This window comes from Komagataeibacter melaceti (assembly GCF_003403295.1).
In the GTDB taxonomy this organism is placed as follows: domain Bacteria; phylum Pseudomonadota; class Alphaproteobacteria; order Acetobacterales; family Acetobacteraceae; genus Komagataeibacter; species Komagataeibacter melaceti.
In genome coordinates, this window is record NZ_QUWV01000033.1 from 1 (window position 1) to 18,288 (window position 18,288).

At 64.5% G+C, this 18,288-nt stretch carries 21 protein-coding genes; 11 read left to right on the forward strand and 10 right to left on the reverse strand.

Features of this window, described 5'->3' with window-relative positions; all coding sequences use genetic code 11:
- The 4 genes from DY926_RS04095 to aat form a co-directional block, all read right to left on the reverse strand.
- Nucleotides 1-208: hypothetical protein (locus tag DY926_RS04095; RefSeq protein ID WP_116702209.1), on the reverse strand; the 208-nt coding region annotated here is incomplete at its 3' end.
- A 127-nt stretch (nt 209-335) separates the two neighbouring features.
- The gene (locus DY926_RS04100) at nt 336-935 is read right to left on the reverse strand and encodes a hypothetical protein (RefSeq protein ID WP_116702210.1); all 600 of its coding nucleotides are present in this window, start codon (nt 933-935) and stop codon (nt 336-338) included.
- 30 nt (nt 936-965) lie between these two features.
- Complete coding sequence (locus DY926_RS04105; protein ID WP_116702211.1) at nt 966-1,655, reverse strand: hypothetical protein; 690 nt, start codon at nt 1,653-1,655, stop codon at nt 966-968.
- 50 nt (nt 1,656-1,705) lie between these two features.
- Nucleotides 1,706-2,383 (reverse strand): leucyl/phenylalanyl-tRNA--protein transferase, encoded by a 678-nt coding sequence (gene aat, locus DY926_RS04110; protein ID WP_116702212.1) that lies wholly within the window; start codon nt 2,381-2,383, stop codon nt 1,706-1,708.
- Between the two features lie 85 nt (nt 2,384-2,468).
- Between aat and DY926_RS04115 the strand changes: the two genes are divergently transcribed.
- Nucleotides 2,469-3,443, forward strand: a complete 975-nt coding sequence (locus DY926_RS04115; RefSeq protein WP_116702213.1) for a 2-hydroxyacid dehydrogenase — start codon at nt 2,469-2,471, stop codon at nt 3,441-3,443.
- A 23-nt stretch (nt 3,444-3,466) separates the two neighbouring features.
- Nucleotides 3,467-3,685 (forward strand): hypothetical protein, encoded by a 219-nt coding sequence (locus DY926_RS04120; protein WP_116702214.1) that lies wholly within the window; start codon nt 3,467-3,469, stop codon nt 3,683-3,685.
- Nucleotides 3,686-3,702: 17 nt separating this feature from the next.
- Here DY926_RS04120 and DY926_RS04125 read toward each other — a convergent pair whose 3' ends face one another.
- The 3 genes from DY926_RS04125 to DY926_RS04135 all read right to left on the reverse strand — a co-directional run bounded on the left by DY926_RS04125 (nt 3,703) and on the right by DY926_RS04135 (nt 5,448).
- The gene (locus DY926_RS04125) at nt 3,703-4,548 is read right to left on the reverse strand and encodes an EcsC family protein (protein WP_116702215.1); all 846 of its coding nucleotides are present in this window, start codon (nt 4,546-4,548) and stop codon (nt 3,703-3,705) included.
- A gap of 182 nt (nt 4,549-4,730) precedes the next feature.
- Entirely contained in the window at nt 4,731-5,144 is a 414-nt protein-coding gene (locus DY926_RS04130) for an EVE domain-containing protein (RefSeq protein WP_116702216.1), read from the reverse strand.
- A 10-nt stretch (nt 5,145-5,154) separates the two neighbouring features.
- Nucleotides 5,155-5,448, reverse strand: a complete 294-nt coding sequence (locus DY926_RS04135) for a YciI family protein (protein ID WP_025813307.1) — start codon at nt 5,446-5,448, stop codon at nt 5,155-5,157.
- A gap of 151 nt (nt 5,449-5,599) precedes the next feature.
- On the opposite strand from DY926_RS04135, the gene DY926_RS04140 reads away from it, so the two are divergent.
- From DY926_RS04140 to DY926_RS04175, 8 genes are all read left to right on the forward strand, one after another.
- Nucleotides 5,600-6,418 (forward strand): heme ABC transporter permease, encoded by an 819-nt coding sequence (locus DY926_RS04140; RefSeq protein WP_408886030.1) that lies wholly within the window; start codon nt 5,600-5,602, stop codon nt 6,416-6,418.
- Nucleotides 6,418-6,567: a heme exporter protein CcmD gene (ccmD, locus tag DY926_RS04145; RefSeq protein ID WP_116702217.1), complete on the forward strand. Its 150-nt coding sequence runs from the start codon at nt 6,418-6,420 to the stop codon at nt 6,565-6,567. The genes DY926_RS04140 and ccmD overlap by 1 nt, the downstream gene beginning before the upstream one ends.
- A complete protein-coding gene (ccmE, locus tag DY926_RS04150; RefSeq protein ID WP_116702218.1) occupies nt 6,564-7,097 on the forward strand; it encodes a cytochrome c maturation protein CcmE in 534 nt (177 codons plus the stop codon). Before ccmD ends, ccmE begins: the two co-directional genes overlap by 4 nt.
- A gap of 8 nt (nt 7,098-7,105) precedes the next feature.
- Nucleotides 7,106-9,085, forward strand: a complete 1,980-nt coding sequence (locus DY926_RS04155; RefSeq protein WP_116702219.1) for a heme lyase CcmF/NrfE family subunit — start codon at nt 7,106-7,108, stop codon at nt 9,083-9,085.
- Nucleotides 9,082-9,657, forward strand: a complete 576-nt coding sequence (locus tag DY926_RS04160) for a DsbE family thiol:disulfide interchange protein (protein ID WP_116702220.1) — start codon at nt 9,082-9,084, stop codon at nt 9,655-9,657. The genes DY926_RS04155 and DY926_RS04160 overlap by 4 nt, the downstream gene beginning before the upstream one ends.
- Nucleotides 9,654-10,133 (forward strand): cytochrome c-type biogenesis protein, encoded by a 480-nt coding sequence (locus tag DY926_RS04165; RefSeq protein ID WP_116702221.1) that lies wholly within the window; start codon nt 9,654-9,656, stop codon nt 10,131-10,133. The genes DY926_RS04160 and DY926_RS04165 overlap by 4 nt, the downstream gene beginning before the upstream one ends.
- Before the next feature lies 1 nt (nt 10,134).
- Nucleotides 10,135-10,857: a c-type cytochrome biogenesis protein CcmI gene (gene ccmI / locus DY926_RS04170; RefSeq protein ID WP_116702222.1), complete on the forward strand. Its 723-nt coding sequence runs from the start codon at nt 10,135-10,137 to the stop codon at nt 10,855-10,857.
- Nucleotides 10,858-10,926: 69 nt separating this feature from the next.
- Nucleotides 10,927-11,112 (forward strand): DUF1674 domain-containing protein, encoded by a 186-nt coding sequence (locus tag DY926_RS04175; protein ID WP_116702223.1) that lies wholly within the window; start codon nt 10,927-10,929, stop codon nt 11,110-11,112.
- A 17-nt stretch (nt 11,113-11,129) separates the two neighbouring features.
- Here DY926_RS04175 and DY926_RS04180 read toward each other — a convergent pair whose 3' ends face one another.
- Together DY926_RS04180 and DY926_RS04185 are read right to left on the reverse strand one after the other, a co-directional pair.
- Nucleotides 11,130-11,651 carry a hypothetical protein gene (locus DY926_RS04180; RefSeq protein ID WP_116702267.1) on the reverse strand — a complete coding sequence of 174 codons (522 nt, stop codon included), beginning with the start codon at nt 11,649-11,651 and terminating at the stop codon, nt 11,130-11,132.
- Nucleotides 11,652-11,697: 46 nt separating this feature from the next.
- Nucleotides 11,698-12,870 (reverse strand): serine hydrolase domain-containing protein, encoded by a 1,173-nt coding sequence (locus DY926_RS04185; RefSeq protein WP_116702224.1) that lies wholly within the window; start codon nt 12,868-12,870, stop codon nt 11,698-11,700.
- Between the two features lie 85 nt (nt 12,871-12,955).
- Between DY926_RS04185 and DY926_RS04190 the strand changes: the two genes are divergently transcribed.
- Nucleotides 12,956-15,652 carry a M16 family metallopeptidase gene (locus DY926_RS04190; protein WP_186336074.1) on the forward strand — a complete coding sequence of 899 codons (2,697 nt, stop codon included), beginning with the start codon at nt 12,956-12,958 and terminating at the stop codon, nt 15,650-15,652.
- An 834-nt stretch (nt 15,653-16,486) separates the two neighbouring features.
- Here the strand turns inward: DY926_RS04190 and rpsA are convergent.
- On the reverse strand, nt 16,487-18,202 hold the full coding sequence (rpsA, locus tag DY926_RS04200; protein ID WP_116702226.1) for a 30S ribosomal protein S1: 1,716 nt from the start codon (nt 18,200-18,202) through the stop codon (nt 16,487-16,489).
- Nucleotides 18,203-18,288 lie beyond the last annotated feature (86 nt).

Here is an 18,288-nt window from a genome sequence, read left to right on the forward strand (position 1 = left end):
GACGATAATAGACCGGCGGCGGGGGCGGAGGCGGGCCATACCCGTCCACCATGGCCCCGCCGATCACACCGCCGACAAGGCCACCCACCAGCCCGCCGACCAGCGCGTCACCCCCGCCGCCACGACCATGGGCATGGGCCTGCGGCGCGACCGCCGCCAGCCCGGTCAGGACAACAATCCCCGCTGCGATCCGACCGATATTCTTCATTACCGTGTTCCTGCTCATGTCTCGATCCGGGGCCACTTCCGGCCCCGTGCGGACAGGTTAAACAGGACGGGCATGGCGATTTACGGGCAGGTGCCGCCCTTTTCATGCCACAAAGCGGCACGGGCCATCAGGGGTGTGCCGCGCGCAGTTCCTTCAGGCCCGAGGGGATGGCGAACACGTCTTCGCCCTGCGGGGCGCGGGTGACGGAGGATGCTTCCACCATGACCCTGCCATCACGGATCACCTCCAGCATCACGCCGTCATCGGTGTAGCAGATCTCGCTGGGGCGCTGGTCGGTGTCCTGTGTCTGCCACAGGTTGCATGTCGTTCCGGCCACGGTGGCGGTACCCGTGCGCAGCCAGTTGCCCTGCGCGCGCTGGCCCATCTGCACATTGGCTGCGCCCGGCGCGGGAATGACCGTGCGCACCTTCTGGTCGGCATTGACGACCGTAAGCGTGCCCGCGTGGTAATCGGTAATCATGTAGGTGCTGGCGTTGCCGGGATCGACGCGCTGCATCATCCGCCCGCTGGACCAGCGCATGCGCTGGGTCATGACCTCCCGCGTGTCATGGGGCGGGTAGATGGTGTACGTCACGTCCACATCATCCTGCGGGGTGACGTAGGGTGTCTGTGCATCCGGGGTGGCGGCGGGCGCGGGGCGCACGGTTCCCACCAGCAGGCAGGCCGCCAGCGCGGCGCAGGCGGGGGCATACGCAAATCGTGTCACTTCGTGTAGTCCTTCAGATCGGCTGCGGTCTTATCCGGCATTGTGGTCCGTGCTTTTTGAAGCAGGCGTCCGGGGCGCGCCGGGGGGCGGGGGCGGATCAATCTTGCGGTAATCGGCCGGGGGCTGGAACATGCTGTCGGGGATGGGACCGTAAACGACCTTCGTCGCTTCCAGCCGCCCGCGCAGCCCGTCACCATCCACGCCGATTTCCTGCAGCACCACGCCATCTTCGGTCACGCAGGCGGTGGCGCTGCCCTGGTCGGTGGTGACATCCCACTGCGTGCAGGCCACGCCCGCCACCATGCCGGTCCCCTTGCGCGCGAATGTCATGGACAGGTCGAGCAGGAACGGGTTGCGGATGCCGTAGCGGGCATCAAGCTGGCTGTACACCTTCTGGGTATTGATGATGATGGTGACCTGACGGCTCATGCGGTTGAGAATCGTCTCGCCCATGCCCTGCGGGCTGTCGATTCGCATAAGCCCGCCGTTATAGGCGAACCATGTGCGCACGGTCTTGGGTTCGGGCACGCCATCGGGCTGGACGTTGTAGTCCACCTGCACATCGCGCGTGGGGGTAAGTGGTGGGTGGATGGAGGGGGCATCCTGCGCCATGGCGGCACCACAGCCCGATGTCATGGCCACCATGGCCGCCATCATGCCCAACGGTCCCCTGCCCTTTCGTATCCGCTTGCGTTCGGGGCGGGCCGCTGCATGTCTCATCACGTTCTTCCTCATACCTGCCCGTACGGAACCCTGCATTGGCAGGGCTGTCAACCGCCCGTGCCGCCCACCGCGCGCAGGGCGCGGATCGCGCCCTCCAGTTCCGTCGCGCTGTCATTTCCAATCCACCGGGCTTCCCCCTCAACCGCGTGGCGAAGCAGGCGGAGGTACTGGCCTACCGGAATTTCGGTTCCCCCAAAACTGGCAAGATGCTCAGTGCCGAACTGCGTATCGAGCAAGGTAAAGCCCCCCAGGCGCAGCCGGGCCACCAGATGCACCAGCGCTACCTTGGACGCATCGCGCATGCGGCTGAACATGCTCTCGCCAAAAAAGGCCTGCCCGATCGCAACCCCGTACAGCCCGCCCACCAGCCTGCCCTCGTACCATGTTTCAACGCTGTGGGCGTGGCCCATGTCATGAAGCTGGCAGAACAGATCACGTATGCGTGGGCTGATCCATGTGTCCTCCCGCCCCGGCGCGGGTTCGGCGCAGCCATCCATCACGGCGGGAAAATCCCGGTCCGTCACCACGCTGAAGCGCGGGGAAAGCACGGTGCGCATGAGGCGGCGGGAGACATGGAACCCGTCCAGCGGCAGGATGCCGCGCATTTCCGGGCAGAACCATTCCAGTTCCTCGGACTGCGCATCGGGCGCCATGGGGAACAGGCCGCCCCTGTAGGCGGCCAGCATGAGTTCCGGCGTAAGGTGAACCGTCTCTTGACCCGTCATGTTCTTCGGATAACCCTTTCACATGCTTTTCAAGCCATGGCCGCCGTGCCATGGCCCCGTCTTACGGCAGGAGAGATCACCTTCCATGTCCCCCACCCGTCCCCGCCTGCTGCTGGTCCAGCGCCAGACCGGCCCTGTCATGCAACGCATCGAACAGAGCTTTAGCATAGCACCCGTACCAGACCACAGGCTGACCACGCGCGAACTGCTGGACATGGCGCGCGCGTTCCAGCCGCAGGCCATCATGACCGCCACCGGCCTGCCCCTGCGCGGTGATGACGTGGCCCAGTTGCCCGACTGCGTGAAGGTTGTCGCCACCGTAAGCGTCGGCACCGACCACCTGGACATTCCGGCGCTGCATGCCCGCGGCATCATCGTCACCAACACGCCTGATGTGCTGACCGAATGCAATGCTGACATGGCGATGCTGCTCATGCTGGCCGCCGCGCGACGCGCGGGGGAATACACCACCCTCATGCGCGCAGGGTGGGGGCGCGGGCTGGCCATGGACGAGATGCTGGGCACGCGCATAAGCGGCAAGCGCCTGGGCATTGTGGGCATGGGGCGCATCGGCCGGGCCGTAGCGCGGCGCGCGCGCGGGTTCGACATGAAGGTGATGTATTCCAACCGCCGCCGCCTGCCTGCCGACCAGGAAGCCGGTGCCACCTATTTCAGCACCCTGACCGACATGCTCCCGCACTGCGATATCCTGAGCCTGCACCTGCCCGCCAGCCCGGAGACGGACGGCATGATCAACGCGGACCTGCTGGGCCGCCTGCCGCGCGGGGCCATTTTCGTCAACGCGGCACGTGGCGCGCTGGTGGATGAGGATGCGCTGATCGACGCCCTGCGCAGCGGGCAGGTTGGCGCGGCGGGGCTGGATGTCTTCCGCAATGAACCCAATCCCGACCCGCGCTTTCTGGAACTGCCCAACGTGTTCCTGACCCCCCATGTGGGCAGCGCCACCGTCGAGACCCGGACCGACATGGGCATGCTGGCGGTCGATAATGTGGAAGCAGTGCTGGCAGGTCGCGCAGCCCTGACCCCCGTTGCCGCCTGAGCGGGCCGGAAAGGAGGAACGCCATGGGAGCGCCGGTCGTCTTCACGCTGTTCGCGCTGGCCACCCTTGTCCTGCAGGGTGTGGCCCCGCAGATGGATGGCGCATGGCGCACGCTGACGGGCTTTTACGTCACGTTCGCGCTTGGCGCGGTGCTGCTTGAATTCCTCGTCGCCCTCAGGCCCGCACGCGCCGTGCCGGGCGCGCGGGAAAAGGAACAGGAACCGGCTGGCAGGGATGGCTGATCCCTGCCCGGGTCCTGTCAGGCCTCGCTGGCCTGGGCTGCGGCGTGTGCCTTCAGGTCGGCCGCGGTGCGGCGGACTTCCGGCCCGTATTCACGCTCAAGCCGCCGGATGGTGAAATGCGCCTGCGCCACGGCCCGGTAATGCGACAGGAACGCGGCATTAAGCGAAGCCCCACACAGCGCCCCGGCCACCGGCATCATCTGCAACGCGAATTTGCGTGACAGGCCCAGCCCGTAATGGGTCGCGACCTCGCTGACCAGCATGATGACCGGGCGGCCACGTAGCATGGCGCGGGCCGAGAAATAGCCAAGCTCGCTATCTTCTCCCGGCCCGGTGGCCCGGCCACCGAACGGGAAGGCACGCAGGGCGAAAACTTCCAGGCAGGCGGCGCGTGCGTCTTCGCGTGAAAGGTCCTCGCCCTGTTCACGGGCAATGCGCGCGATCTCGCGCATGATGGTCAGCGTCGTGAAGCTCACATCGGCCACCAGCCCCGGCAGGCCGGTAAAGCCCCCCACCGCGCCCGATACGGTCACCGCCGCCTTGACGGCCGGGTCACGCCACGTAGACCCACCCGGCACGGCCGAGGCATCATGCGGGCGGTCCATGCCGATGACCGCGATGTTGAACGCGCGTGAGATGGCCGTCTCCGCCGTGGATTGCAGGCGCGCCTGCAGACCGGGGGCCAGCCCCAGCGTGCGCATGCCCAGCATGGCCGCCTGCCCCACAGCACCACCCATGAGGTCGGCAAGCCGCACCAGCACGCCGCGCCCCGTCTCGACCCGTTCCAGCGCCTGCTGGAGTTCGGTAATACACGCGCTGTCCAGCGTCAGCGGTGCCAGTTCGTTTGAGGAACCTGCACTCATTACAATGCCCTTCGCCTGATCTTCCGTAACAGTCCGGACCGGCCCGCGCGCACCCCGCCATGGCAGGGCGCACAGGGGGGCCGGTCACCACGCCCATGCGGCAGTTCCCACCGTTTCAGCACCATGATGGCGTTCTTGCAATGCGCATCACCATACCTTCTGGCATGAAACGCCAGCCACCATCAGCTGTTCCAGCCACCCATGCGGCACAGGTGCCGCCAGTGCGCATCCGAAACCGGCACGACGGAAAGCCGTGACTGACGGACCAGCGCCAGATCCTCCAGCGCGGGATCGGCCTTGATGGCCGCGAGCGTGACGGGGCGCGGCATGGGGCCGATGGCGCGCACATCCACGCACACCCACCGGCCATCATCCGCCGTGGGGTCGGGATAGGCCGCGCGCACGACCTCCACCACGCCCACGATCTCGCGCCCGACATTGGAGTGATAGAAGAAGGCGCGGTCGCCCACTTCCATCGCGGCAAGGTTCTTTTTCGCCTGGTGGTTGCGCACGCCGGTCCAGGGTTCCACATCGTTTGCAACCTGCTCGGACCATGAAAAGGCATCCGGCTCGGACTTGATCAGCCAGTAGGCCATGGGCGTCTTTTCACTCCACCCGCATGCAATCACGAAAAACTGAACGGAACGGACGGATCACCACGCTCTCGAACAGTTCCACCTTGGCGTACGGGTCTTCCGCGGCAAAGCCTTCGGCCGCGGCGCGATCGGCCACGTCAACCACCAGCAGGCTGCCGCAGGGGCGGTTTTCCGCGTCCAGCAGCGGGCCGCCATGCACCAGGTGCTGCTTCCAGCGCTCCAGATAGGCCAGATGGCGTTCACGCGTGGCCTTGCGGGTTTCAAGGCAGCCGGGTTTATCCGTACAGACAATGGCAAACAGCATGTTTTCTCCTCCTTGGGCGGGACCGTACCATGATGGGACAGGACTGGCCGTGTCTTTTTTAACGCGATAGTGTAGAGCAGCAAAACGCCAGCCCCCACCCGATTGCGGGTCATGGCCTGATTTTTCTCGACCGTTTTCATCGCAGGGACCGATGCCCCCCCGCACGGATGGATCAACCTTGAACGTAACGCAAAGCCTGACCGCACGAACCGGCAACCTTTTCCACCGCTATGCCAATCCGGGGCGTTTCCTGCGCATGGGCGCGCGGCTCCAGCCATGGCTGACATGGCCTGCACTGGTGCTGTCCATTATCGGGATTACGTGGGGGCTGTTCTTCTCCCCCGCCGACTGGCAGCAGGGCGACAGCGTGCGCATAATGTACGTGCATGTGCCAACCGCATGGCTGGCATCATCGGGCTACATGGGCATCGCCATCTGTTCCGTGCTCTCGCTGGTCTGGCGGCACCCGCTGGCGGACCTTGCTGCGGTCGAGATCGGGCCGGTGGGCGCTGCCATCACCGCCGTATGCCTCGCCACCGGCTCGCTATGGGGCAAGCCGATGTGGGGCACGTGGTGGGTGTGGGATGCGCGGCTGACATCGGTGCTGGTGCTGTTCTTCCTGTACCTGGGGCATATCGCGCTGATCCGCGCGTTTGACGAACCCCAGCGCGGCTACCGGGCCGCCGCCATACTGGGGCTGGCCGGTGCCATTGACCTGCCCATCATCAAATTCAGCGTGCAGTGGTGGAACACCCTGCACCAGCCCGACAGCATCACCGTTACCGGTGCGCCGACCATGTCCACCTCCATGCTGTGGCCGCTCGGGCTGACCACGCTGGGCTTCACGCTGGGCTTTGGCGCCATTGTCCTGGCCCGCCTGCGCGCCGCCGTGATGGAAAGCCGCATGCGCACGATCCTGGCCGCCAACCGGGGCCGCCAGTCCGCCCCCCAGCATAACAGTACCCCCTGATGACACATCTGCCCTATATCGTGGCCGCTTACGGCCTGACCATTGGCGTCGCCATGGTCCTGTCCATCAACGCCACGCTGCGGCTGCGGCAGGCGCGCAGGCGGCTGGCCGCCATCGAGCAGCCCGGCCGGACACGCCAGCCATCATGACCCGCAAGAGCCGACGCCTGTGGCTGGTGGTTGCGTGCATGATCGGGCTGGGGTCCGCCGCCGCCCTGACCCTCAGCGCCTTTTCATCGAACATCGTGTTCTTCATGGCGCCCTCGCAGGTGCAGGCCAAACCCCCGCCGGCTGACCGCACCATCCGCCTTGGCGGCATGGTGGTGGCGGGCAGCGTGCGGCGTGAAACGGTCAAGGACTCTCCTGTCGCCATTTTTGACGTGACCGACGGGCAGGCCGCCGTAACCGTGCGTTATGAGGGCATCCTGCCCGACCTGTTCCGTGAGGGGCAGAGCGTGGTCGCCGTGGGCACCGTCAACCGCGATGGCACGTTCCGCGCAAGCGAGGTTCTCGCCAAGCATGACGAGACCTACATGCCCAAGGAAGTGGCGGAGGAACTGCGCCGCAGCGGCAAGTGGGACCCCCGCTTCGGCAAGGCGCCGGACGCCGCAAGCTGGAACACCATGACCGCCTCGGACGCCGCGAAGAAAACGGCCACCCAGACACCTGACGGAAACTGACATCCGCAATGAACCCGGAACTAGGAAATTTTGCGCTGGCCCTGGCATGCTGCCTGGCCGCCGGACAGGCCATCCTGCCGCTGGTCGGCGCAAGCCGGCGTGACAGCAGGCTGATGGCGCTGGCCCCGGCGCTGGCGGTGGGGCAGATGCTGGCCCTGGCCACGGCGTTCGCCTGCCTGATCCATGCCGCCATCACCAACGATTTTTCGGTGCAGAACGTGGCCGCCAACAGCGCGGTCAGCAAGCCCCTGCTGTACAAGATCACCGGCGTATGGGGTAACCATGAAGGCTCGGTACTGCTGTGGGCGCTGATCCTGTCCGTATGCGGTGGGGCCGTGGCGCTGTTCGGGCGCAACCTGCCTTCCGCGCTGCAGGCGCGGGTCATTGCCGTGCTGGGTGGCGTGGCGGCGGGGTTTGAACTGTTTTGCCTGACCACATCCAACCCGTTCGCCCGTGTCTGGCCCGCGCCGCTGGATGGGCAGGGCATGAACCCGCTGCTGCAGGACCCCGGCCTCGCGTTCCACCCGCCCGTGCTCTACACCGGCTATGTCGGTTTTGCCGTGCCGTTCGCCTTCGCCATCGCCGCCCTGATCGAGGGGCGGGTGGATGCCGCATGGGGCCGCTGGGTACGCCCCTGGGCGGTCGCGGCATGGTGCTTCCTAACCTGTGGCATCGCCATGGGGTCGTGGTGGTCGTACTATGTGCTGGGCTGGGGTGGTTACTGGTTCTGGGACCCGGTGGAAAACGCCTCCCTCATCCCGTGGCTGACGGGCACAGCACTGGTGCATTCCGCCATCGTGGTGGAAAAGCGCGAGGCGCTGAAGATCTGGACCGTGCTGCTGGCCATCGGCACGTTTTCGTTTTCGCTTTCGGGCACCTTCCTGGTGCGTTCGGGCATCCTCAATTCCGTGCATGCCTTTGCCAACGATCCCGCGCGCGGCGTGTTCATACTGGGGCTGCTGGCGCTGGTGATTGGCGGGTCGCTGCTTCTGTTCGCCCTCCGCGCGCCCCAGCTCACTACCGGAGGGCTGTTCGCCCCCCTGTCGCGTGAGGGGCTGCTGGTGCTGAACAACATCCTGCTGTGTTCCATCTGCGCTGTGGTGCTGACGGGCACGATGTACCCGCCCTTCATGTCGCTTCTGTTTGGCAAGACCATCTCGGTCGGCAAGCCGTTCTTTGACGCCACGACCATTCCGCTGGCCATCCCGCTCATGGTGTTCATGGGGTTTGGCCCCATGGTGCCGTGGAAGCGTGCGCAGATGTGGCCGGTGCTGCGCCGCCTGTGGTGGGCTGCGTGCATATCCCTGCTGGCGCTGGTGCTCGCGACCTTCCGCATGCGTGAGATCCTGCCTGTGCTGGCAACCGCCGCGGCGGTCTGGGTCATCATGAGCAGCATGGCCGACATTATCGAGCGCCTGCGCCTGTTCCGCCAGCCGCTTGCGCAGAGCTGGCAGCGCGCCCGTGGCCTGCCGCGCGCGGTGTTTGGTGCGGCGATCGCCCATGCCGGTGTGGGCATTACCGTGCTGGGCATTGCCGGGATGTCACAGGCCGCGCACCGCATTGTCGAGGTGCATGTGGGCCAGAGCGAGATGCTGGCGGGCGATAGCTGGACCCTGACCGAGGTCCATCCCGCCGAGGGGCCGAATTACACCGCCCTGGTCGCCACCATCGAGGTCCGCCACAATGGCCGGCTGGTCACGACCCTCCACCCCTCCAAACGCACATTCGCCAGCCAGCACCAGACCACGACGGAAGTGGCGATTCATACCAACCTCATGGCCGACATCTATGGCGTGCTGGGCGACAAGCATGGCACCGACGCCGATCCGACCTACGTGCTGCGGCTGCATTACAACCCGCTGGCGCCGTGGATGTGGCTGGGCGGGCTGATCATGGCGTTTGGTGGCGCGCTTTCCCTTTCCGACCGGCGGGTGCGCGTGGGCGCACCACGCCGGGCCAAGGCGTCTGACATGGCGGTGGCACGATGAGCAGCGAATCCCCTTCCTCCCCCACGCGGCGGCGCCTCCTCATGGCCGCGCCGCTGGTTGTCGCCGCCGGTGCGGGCGTCGGGTTCTGGCGCATGCTTTCGGGCATGTCGCACGGCTCGTTCGACCCGCATGACATCCATGCCCCGGTCCTGAACCGCCCGGTGCCAGATTTCTCGCTGCCCGACCAGGCCCCCGGAACCGGCTTTTCCGCGCAGGACCTGCGTGGGCTGAAAGCACCGGTGCTGGTCAACTATTTCGCATCATGGTGCATTCCCTGCGTGGCGGAGATGCCGGTACTGAACGGGCTGAAGGACCGCCTGCCCATCTGGGGCATTGCGTACAAGGACAAGCCCGAACATGCGCTGGGCTTCGTGCAGCGCGCGGGCAATCCCTACGCCCGCATCGCGGCTGACCGTGACGGGCTGACCGCGATTGACTGGGGGGTGTCGGGCGTGCCCGAAACCTTCCTGATCGGGCCGGGGGGCGTGATCCGCTGGCATACGGCCTCCCCCATTACCGAGGCCATGATTGCCGACACGATCCTGCCGCTGGCGGGCAGCCTGAAGTCATGAAGGCACTTTCCTTCCGCACCGGCATGATGGCGGCCCTGTTCTGCCTGCTGTTCGCCCCCATGGTGGCGATGGCGGTGGATGACCCTGCCGAGATGCTGCCCGACCCGGCGCAGGAACAGCGCGCCGAGGCGATTGGCGCCCAGTTGCGCTGCCTTGTGTGCCAGAACGAATCCATCGAGGACAGCAGCGCCGACCTGGCCCGTGACCTGCGCCACGTCGTGCGCGAACACGTGGCAAAGGGGGAAAGCGACCACCAGATCATGGACTGGATGGTCAGCCGCTACGGCAACTTCATCCGCCTGCGCCCGCCGCTTACGGCAGGCACGCTGCTGTTGTGGATCATGCCGGTACTGGCGCTGTGCATGGGCATAGGGGTGGCGTGGTGGCACCTGCGCAGGCCCCGCGCCGTGGCCCCGCCCCTGACGGACGAAGAACGCCGCCGCCTGTCCGACCTGACCCGAACACGCCGAGAGTGACATGATCTGGATTGGTATCTGCCTGCTTGGCGCGATTGCATTGCTGCCCGCCCTGTTCTGCCTGCGGCGCACGACCCTGCTGCGTGATGAACGTGAAACCGCGCTAGCGCTGCATCAGGCGCAGTTGGCGGAGCTTGAACGCGACCTGAATGAAGGCATGATCGCCGCGTCCGAACACGATAGCGCGCGGCTGGAAATCCAGCGCCGCCTGCTGGGCGTGGACAGCCTGCCTGCCCCCACAGCGCGCAGGACCACCTCCACCGGGGCCATCCTTGCCGCCCTGGTGGGTCTGCCCGTTGCCGCCGTTGCGCTGTACATGTGCGTGGGCCATCCCTCCCTGCCCGCGCAGCCGCTGGCCCCGCGCCTTGCGGCCATCAAGCAGGAAGACCACCGCAACGACGCGATTATCGAGCGCCTGCGCGAACAGTTAAAGCTGATCCCGCCGGGTGATCCCAGCCTGTTCCAGGGGTATGTGCTGCTGGGTCAGGCGGAAGCGGGCCGCGACCATTACGCCGCCGCCGCGCAGGCGTGGCGCAGCGCGATCGAACAGCGTTTTGACCCAGAAGTGGCCGCCCGTGCGGCGGAAGCGCAGATGATGGCCGAAGGCGGCCACATCTCACCCGAGACAGCGGACCTCTACCGCCGTGCACTGGACGCCGCCCCCGCCGATGCGCCATGGCGGATGACCGTGCAGCAGCGGATCGCGCAGTCCGAACATCAATAACCTGCTATCGGGCCGTCCCCGCGGCTTTTGGGCTTGCCTGGGCCTGCGGTACGGGCGGAAACTGGGGGCATGAGCACGGACAAGACTCCCACCCCCACACCTGCGGCCGACACCACACCGCAGGATGACGCCGCGGCCCGGGAAGCCGCATTGCTGAAACAGCCCGCCGAACCTGATGAGGTCGGCGGCCCCAAGGGACCGGAACCGACCCGCTACGGGGACTGGACGGTCAAGGGACGCTGCGTGGATTTCTGATCCCGCGGCACGGGCGTTCAGCCCAGTTCGTTCGGCAGCGGCCCGCGCCCGAAGGCAGTCTGCCGGGCGCGGTGGCCGGGCGGCGGCATGTTGCATGAAATCAGGTAGATCCCGGCAACAAAGACAAGCTGCGACAGGGAATTGAACCACAGCGCCAGTTCATATACCCGGTCCGCCGTAAGCGCCTGATAGAAGGCATAGACCGCAAACGGGATGGAAATGGGCCGCATGCCCGCCAGCATTACCCGCAACGGATTCTGGTAGCCACGCCGCACCATCCCGCGCAGGCGGTGGATGCCGATATAGAACACCACCTCGAAAAACCAGCCGAGCAGGTTGGTGACCACGTTACCCAGCGTCATGCCCTCCAGCACCAGCAGGGCGGAAATGGATGCCGCCGAAAGTACGATCGAACCGATCTGAAAACTCATGCCCACCTCCATGGCGGGCAGGCGCTCGGGCAGTGCATCGGCAAATGGCTGGAAAACCCGGTCCAGCAGCCAGGCATCGAACTGGTTGACGCGATCACCAAATGACATGACAGTTTCCAGCCTCTTCATATCCATCGTAGCGCATGGCCATGCCTTACCCGGCGCAGACTGCGGCGACAACCGCATCGGGGTAGGCACCGGCCATTCCGGCCAGCGCGGTATTGCTCAGCATAACGATACTCAGCCCCCGCGCACGGTCCACCGCCCATTGGTGCCCGTACACACCCCCCCACGTGAAACTGCCCGCGCATAGCGGCGTACCGGCAGCATCGGGGTCCATGATTACCGCGCCACCGTAACCGAAGCGGCGCCCGCGCGCCTGCGGTCCCATGTCCACATCGCCAATGGCGTTGCGCCCGAACAGCATGGCCGACGCGGGTGAGAGAATCCCCTCGCCTCCATTGCGCACGGCCTCAATGAACGTCAGGAACTCCCGTGCCGTGCCCACCATGCCTGCCCCGCCCGAAGGGTAGGAGGACGGGTTGAAAACCCGGTCGGGCGCAAAGCGGATTTCCCCCGTGCCGCCATCGGGCAGCAGCCGGGGCAGCACATATTCCGCCCCCATGCGCAACGGCACGGGCCGGGCATCGGCATAACAGGCGGCAAGGTTTTCCGGGTTCCTGACCTCAAAGCCGCTTTCCCGCCATCCCAGCGGCGTGCCGACATGCTGCTGCACGGCATCGGGCAGGGACAGGCCGGTCACCTTTTCAATAACGCCCCCCATCACATCCAGACCCAGCGAATAGCTCCACCCCTGCCCCGGCGGAAAGATCAGGCGGGTCGTGGCCAGACGGGCCAGGTTATCCGCAAGCGTCAGCCCCGGCTCCGCAATCCCGTCCGAGACCCCGGCGCGGGTATAGGGGTTGTCATCACGCTGCAGGGAAAAGCCGTATGTCAGCCCGCTGCTATGGGTCAGCAACTGGTGCAGCGTGATGTCACACGCCCCGCCATCGGGCAGGCCGGGCCGGAATTCCGGCAGGTAGCGGGTGACCGGTGCGTGCAGGTCCACAACACCTTCCTCAGCCAGTGCAAGGGCGACGGCAGTGACCACCGGCTTGGTCAGGGATGCCAGACGGAACACCGTATCGACCCGCATGGGCTGGCGGGATTCGCGGTCGGCCAGCCCGGCGGCTTCCGCCACCACAACGTCCCCATCCACCGCCACCAGCACCACGGCGCCAACCAGCCGCGACGTATCCACCGCCCGGTCCATGACCGCGCGCACCCGTTCACGCATGCGGGTCGTTTCCAGTGGAGCAGGAACCATGTTTCCATCCTTCATGCAAAAAACCTTGCAATGGCCCGACAGGCCCGAACTGGCCGCCACAGGCAAAGCGGCGTAGTCTCGGGGAATGATAGCACGCCTGTTTTCCAAGACATTATGCCTCTCCCTTCTTTTATGTGGCAGTTGCCTGGCTGCGGAGCCTCCGCAGCCAGCCACGCGCCCCGCGCCGCCGCTCCAGCGCGAGATGCCGTTGCAGGCCACCCTTCCCAACGGGTTGCGGGTCGTGATCGTGCCCGACCGGCTGGCCCCGGTAGTCAGCACGGAGATCAACTACCTTGCGGGTTCGGCCGCCGCACCCGCCGGCTTTCCCGGCACGGCGCATGCGCTGGAGCATATGATGTTCCGTGGCAGCCAGGGGCTGGACCGTGACCAGATGGCCGCCATCGGGGCCAGGCTGGGCGGCAGCTACAATGCCGACACCACGGAGAACGTGACGCAGTTCTTCTATACCGCCCCGGCGGAAAATCTTGACGTGCTGCTCCACATCGAGGCCCTGCGCATGAAGGGCCTGACGCTGGCGGCAGAAGACTGGGCGCATGAACGCGGCGCGATAGAGCAGGAAGTCTCACGCGACATGTCCAGCCCCGGGTATGTCTATCTGGCCCGGCTGCAATCCATCCTGTTTGCCGGTACGCCCTATGAGCATGATGCGCTGGGCACCCGTGCGTCGTTCGACCGGACCGATACGGCCCTGCTGCGCCGGTTCTACCGGGACTGGTATGCGCCCAATAACGCGATTCTGGTCATTACCGGCGCAGTGGACCCGACCGAAACGCTGGAAATGGTCCGCAATGCATTTGGTTCCATCCCATCACGCAGGCTGCCGCCCCGGCCCGAAATCCACCCCGGCCCCGTCCATGCGCAGACGCTGCGTTTCCCCACCGATTACCCGGTCGGGCTGGTTGCCATCGCCAGCCGCATGCCCGGCCAGAACGGCAGCGATTACGCGGCCGCGCGCATACTAGCCGATGTGCTGTCCAGCCAGCGTGGCGCGCTGTATGAACTGGTGCCGCAGGGGCGCGCCCTGCTTGCCAGCTTTGATTTCGTGACCAAGGCGGATGCAGGCATCGGCATCGCGCTTGCAGCCTTCCCCAAGGGCGGCTCCCCTGCCCCGTTACAGGCGCGCATGAAGGAAATCCTGCGCACGTTGCGTGAAAACGGCGTACCTGCCGATCTGGTCGAGGCCGCGAAGCGCAAGGAACTGGCCCAGCTTGGCTTTGCCGCCAACAGCATTTCCGGCCTGGCGGAAAGCTGGTCGGAAGCGCAGGCCATCATGGGCCTGCAATCCCCCGATGATGAAGCCGCTGCCTTTGCCGCCGTCACACCGGAGGATGTCAACCGCCTGGCCCGGCAGGTGCTTGACCCCCAGCAGTCCATAACCGCCATACTGACGCCACGCGATGGCGGCCACCCGGTTACGGAGAAGGGATTTGGCGGCTCGGAATCCTTTGCCAGCACGCCGGACCATCCGGTTACGCTGCCACAATGGGCCAATGACAGCCTGCTTGCGCTGCACCCGCCGCAACCAGCGGGCAAGCCTGCCTCCTTTACGCTGCCCAACGGCCTGCGGCTGATCGTGCGCCCTGCCTCGGTCAGTCATACCATCAACCTGTATGGTACGATCCGCCAGAATGAGGACATGCAGGAGCCGCCGGGCAAGGAAGGCATTGCCGATATTACCGATGAACTGTTCCGCTACGGCAGCACGTCCCATGACCGGATCGGGCTGCAGAAGGCGTTTGATGACATCGCAGCCACCGAAAGCGCCGGGGCGGATTTCAGCTTGAGCGTGCTGACACCCGATTTTGCCCGCGGGCTGGACCTGCTGGCGGAAAACGAACTGCATCCTGCCCTGCCCGAAGCCGCGTTCAAGGTTGTGCGGGCCAATACGGCGGCTTCCCTGTCGGGTCTGCTGCATTCACCCGATTACCTGTTCAGCCGCGCCGTGCAGGCCGCCGTCTCGCCCGCGGGTGATCCCTCGCTACGCCAGCCCGATCCCGCCCGGATCATGAAACTGACACTGGCGGACTGTCGGGCCTTCTGGGCGGCGGCTTACAGGCCTGACCTGACCACGATCGTCATTACCGGCGATATCACGCCCGATGCTGCCTATAATGCGATCAGCCACGCATTCGGTGCGTGGCGCGCCACCGGCCCGACCCCGGTGGTGGACCTGCCTCCGCGCCCTGACAGCCGCGCGCGGGTAACGCATGTGCCCGACCCGTCCAGCATGCAGGCCACCGTATCCCTGCCGGAAAGCCTTGGCCTGACGGTCGCCGATCCCGACCATTTCGCACTCAACATGGGTAACGAAATCCTAGGTTCCGGCTTTTCATCCCGGCTCTATCGCGACCTGCGGGTGCGCACCGGCTATGTCTATACCGTGCGCAGCCACCTGACATGGAAGCGCCACCGCAGCGCCTACAGCATCTCCTTCGGGGCCGATCCCGACAAGGTTGCCGCCGCGCGAACCGCTGCGGTGCATGACATCATGGCGATGCAGGCCCAGCCGGTCAGTGAGGATGAACTGGCCATGGCGCGCGCGGGCATGCTGCGCAGCCTTGCCCTGCAGTCCGCCAGTCTGGATACGATAGCGGCGGGCTACCTGCATTTCAGTGACCTGGACCTGCCGCTGAACCAGAACGACATCGCGGCACAGGCCTATTACACCATGGACGCCACGACGATACGTGACGCCATGCGCAAATGGATACGCCCCGCCGATCTGGCGCAGATTATCAAGGGACCGCCGGAAACACCCTAGAATCAGGATCTATTAATCTATTGGATTGGCGATAATTCGTGATTCACAGGCACTCGCGGAAAATGTGCCTGTGAGTAACGTGTTTTTTCTATCTGAGATCCAGATGAAGCGGATCGCAACATATTTTCATCTGGCTCACGGAGTGCTGCGTATGGACGATCGCTACATGCTCAGTAAGTTCATATATCCGTTCCCACGGAACGTCATTCAGAGCATGGATTCAAGACAATAAAAAGTTGTCTATGCTCTTTTTTGTATTCGCTTTAAAATTCAATCTATAAAAATTTTACAGGATCTAAAATGAAGACAGCCATCCTTAACGGAAAATTAATCAGTGCATCAGATGCAATAGAATATAGAAACAGAACAGGCATTAAAGGATATGTGTATTCATGCCATGAATGTAATACACCAGCCAGATTGCACAAAGACAGTGATGATGACGGTCACTTTGAACATAAAGACAGGATTTCTACCTGTTCTCTCTGCCATGTTGTCGGTTAATAATGAACACTTGAGAAGTTAATCACTAAATAGATAACTCAACAACCATATATTCCTGGTTTTTATTAACCACTTTCTTTCACGGAAGGTGGCATTCTCTTAGGTTAACCATCCTTGATGGGAGAGCCATTTAGGGTCTAGTTGCCTTACCTCGGGCCTGTGTCTGGCAGACGACAGGTGTCATATGCCACTCTGATGGTTCCTACAGAAATAGGGGACAGTACTTATCCTGCCCCTTCAGCCATAAAAAAAGGGGGCAATGCATTTCTGCATTGCCCCCTTTTTAACAGGACTTCCAGCCCGCCTGCGCAGGCTGGAGTTCCGGCTGGATCAGCCCTCGGCGTTACGGCGACGGATCGCGGCACCCAGGATGTCACCCAGCGACGCACCGCTATCGGACGAGCCGTAGTCGGAGATCGCCTGCTTGTCTTCCTCGACCTCACGGCCACGGATGGTCAGGGCCAGCTTGCGCGCGGCGCGATCAACCGAGACGATCTTCGCATCGACGCGCTCACCAATGGCGAAACGCTCCGGACGCTGGTCGGCCTTGTCACGAGCCAGTTCCGCACGGCGGATGAAGCCGGTCAGGACGTCGTCAACCTTCACCTCGATGCCGTTCGACTGAACAGCGGTGACGATGCAGGTCACAACCGCGCCCTTCTGCACCTTGCTCAGGGTGTCAGCAGCAGGGTCTTCCTGAAGCTGCTTGATACCGAGCGAGATGCGCTCCTTCTCCACGTCCACATCCAGAACCTTGGCCTTCACGACCTGGCCCTTCTCGTAGTGGCTCATGGCGACTTCGCCCGGCTCGTCCCAGGACAGGTCGGACATGTGGACCATGCCGTCGATGTCCGCGGACAGGCCGATGAACAGGCCGAACTCGGTGATGTTGCGGATCTCGCCTTCCACCACGGAACCAACCTTGTGTTCCTCGGCGAACTGCTCCCACGGGTTGCGCTGCACCTGCTTCAGGCCCAGCGAGATGCGGCGCTTCGCGCTGTCCACATCCAGGACCATCACATCGACTTCCTGCGAAGTGGCGACGATCTTGCCCGGATGGACGTTCTTCTTCGTCCAGGACATTTCGGAAACGTGCACCAGACCCTCGACGCCCGGCTCCAGTTCCACGAACGCACCGTAGTCGGTGATGTTCGTGACGCGGCCGGAATAGCGGGCACCCGGCGGGTACTTGATCGCCACGTTCTCCCACGGGTCAGCCTCAAGCTGCTTCATGCCCAGCGAGATGCGCTGCGTATCGGGGTTGAAGCGGATGACCTGCACGCGGACCGGCTGGCCGATCTGGAGCGCTTCGGAGGGGTGGTTGATGCGCTTCCATGCGATGTCGGTCACATGCAGCAGGCCATCGACGCCGCCCAGGTCCACGAACGCACCGTAATCGGTGATGTTCTTGACCACGCCGTCGAGGATCATGCCTTCCTTCAGGCCCTGGATCAGCTCGCTGCGCTGTTCCGCACGGGTCTCTTCCAGCACGGCGCGACGCGAAACGACAATGTTGCCACGCGCACGGTCCATCTTCAGGATCTGGAACGGCTGCGGCACACCCATCAGCGGGGTCACGTCACGCACGGGGCGGATATCGACCTGGCTGCCGGGCAGGAAGGCCATCGCGCCGCCCAGATCAACGGTGAAGCCACCCTTGACGCGGCCATAGATCGTGCCGTTGACGCGCTGGTTGCCTTCGAACGCCTTTTCAAGGTTCGACCAGGCTTCCTCGCGACGCGCCTTCTCGCGCGACAGGACGATGGAACCGTCACGGTCTTCGTACCGTTCGACGAACAGTTCGATAACGTCACCCGGCTTGACATCGGGTGCGACGCCCGGCGGGCCGAATTCCTTCAGGGCGACGCGCCCTTCGCTTTTCAGGCCGACATCGACGATCGCGTATTCATCCGTCAGGCGGACAACGCGACCGGTGACGACGGAACCGTCAAATGCGGAATCCCGACCGAGAGTTTCCTCAAGAAGGGAGGCAAAGTCCTCGCCACCCTTGTAATCGGCGACGGGCTGTGTTGTGGCTGAAGCCATGGGCTACTCGTAAATCCTGTAACCACATTCCACCCGTGGTGAAAATGTGGACAATCCTGCGCCCCCGTTCACCCCGCACATGCAGG

Coding starts and splice junctions, on each gene's coding strand:
- DY926_RS04190 (WP_186336074.1), top strand. CDS start 12,956: ATGATAGCACGCCTGTTTTCCAAGACATTATGCCTCTCCCTTCTTTTA.
- ccmE (WP_116702218.1), top strand. CDS start 6,564: ATGACCCGCAAGAGCCGACGCCTGTGGCTGGTGGTTGCGTGCATGATC.
- DY926_RS04155 (WP_116702219.1), top strand. CDS start 7,106: ATGAACCCGGAACTAGGAAATTTTGCGCTGGCCCTGGCATGCTGCCTG.
- rpsA (WP_116702226.1), bottom strand. CDS start 18,202: ATGGCTTCAGCCACAACACAGCCCGTCGCCGATTACAAGGGTGGCGAG.
- DY926_RS04125 (WP_116702215.1), bottom strand. CDS start 4,548: ATGAGTGCAGGTTCCTCAAACGAACTGGCACCGCTGACGCTGGACAGC.
- DY926_RS04120 (WP_116702214.1), top strand. CDS start 3,467: ATGGGAGCGCCGGTCGTCTTCACGCTGTTCGCGCTGGCCACCCTTGTC.
- DY926_RS04165 (WP_116702221.1), top strand. CDS start 9,654: ATGAAGGCACTTTCCTTCCGCACCGGCATGATGGCGGCCCTGTTCTGC.
- aat (WP_116702212.1), bottom strand. CDS start 2,383: ATGACGGGTCAAGAGACGGTTCACCTTACGCCGGAACTCATGCTGGCC.
- DY926_RS04185 (WP_116702224.1), bottom strand. CDS start 12,870: ATGGTTCCTGCTCCACTGGAAACGACCCGCATGCGTGAACGGGTGCGC.
- ccmD (WP_116702217.1), top strand. CDS start 6,418: ATGACACATCTGCCCTATATCGTGGCCGCTTACGGCCTGACCATTGGC.
- DY926_RS04180 (WP_116702267.1), bottom strand. CDS start 11,651: ATGTCATTTGGTGATCGCGTCAACCAGTTCGATGCCTGGCTGCTGGAC.
- DY926_RS04135 (WP_025813307.1), bottom strand. CDS start 5,448: ATGCTGTTTGCCATTGTCTGTACGGATAAACCCGGCTGCCTTGAAACC.
- DY926_RS04175 (WP_116702223.1), top strand. CDS start 10,927: ATGAGCACGGACAAGACTCCCACCCCCACACCTGCGGCCGACACCACA.
- DY926_RS04140 (WP_408886030.1), top strand. CDS start 5,600: ATGCCCCCCCGCACGGATGGATCAACCTTGAACGTAACGCAAAGCCTG.
- DY926_RS04130 (WP_116702216.1), bottom strand. CDS start 5,144: ATGGCCTACTGGCTGATCAAGTCCGAGCCGGATGCCTTTTCATGGTCC.
- DY926_RS04115 (WP_116702213.1), top strand. CDS start 2,469: ATGTCCCCCACCCGTCCCCGCCTGCTGCTGGTCCAGCGCCAGACCGGC.
- ccmI (WP_116702222.1), top strand. CDS start 10,135: ATGATCTGGATTGGTATCTGCCTGCTTGGCGCGATTGCATTGCTGCCC.
- DY926_RS04105 (WP_116702211.1), bottom strand. CDS start 1,655: ATGAGACATGCAGCGGCCCGCCCCGAACGCAAGCGGATACGAAAGGGC.
- DY926_RS04160 (WP_116702220.1), top strand. CDS start 9,082: ATGAGCAGCGAATCCCCTTCCTCCCCCACGCGGCGGCGCCTCCTCATG.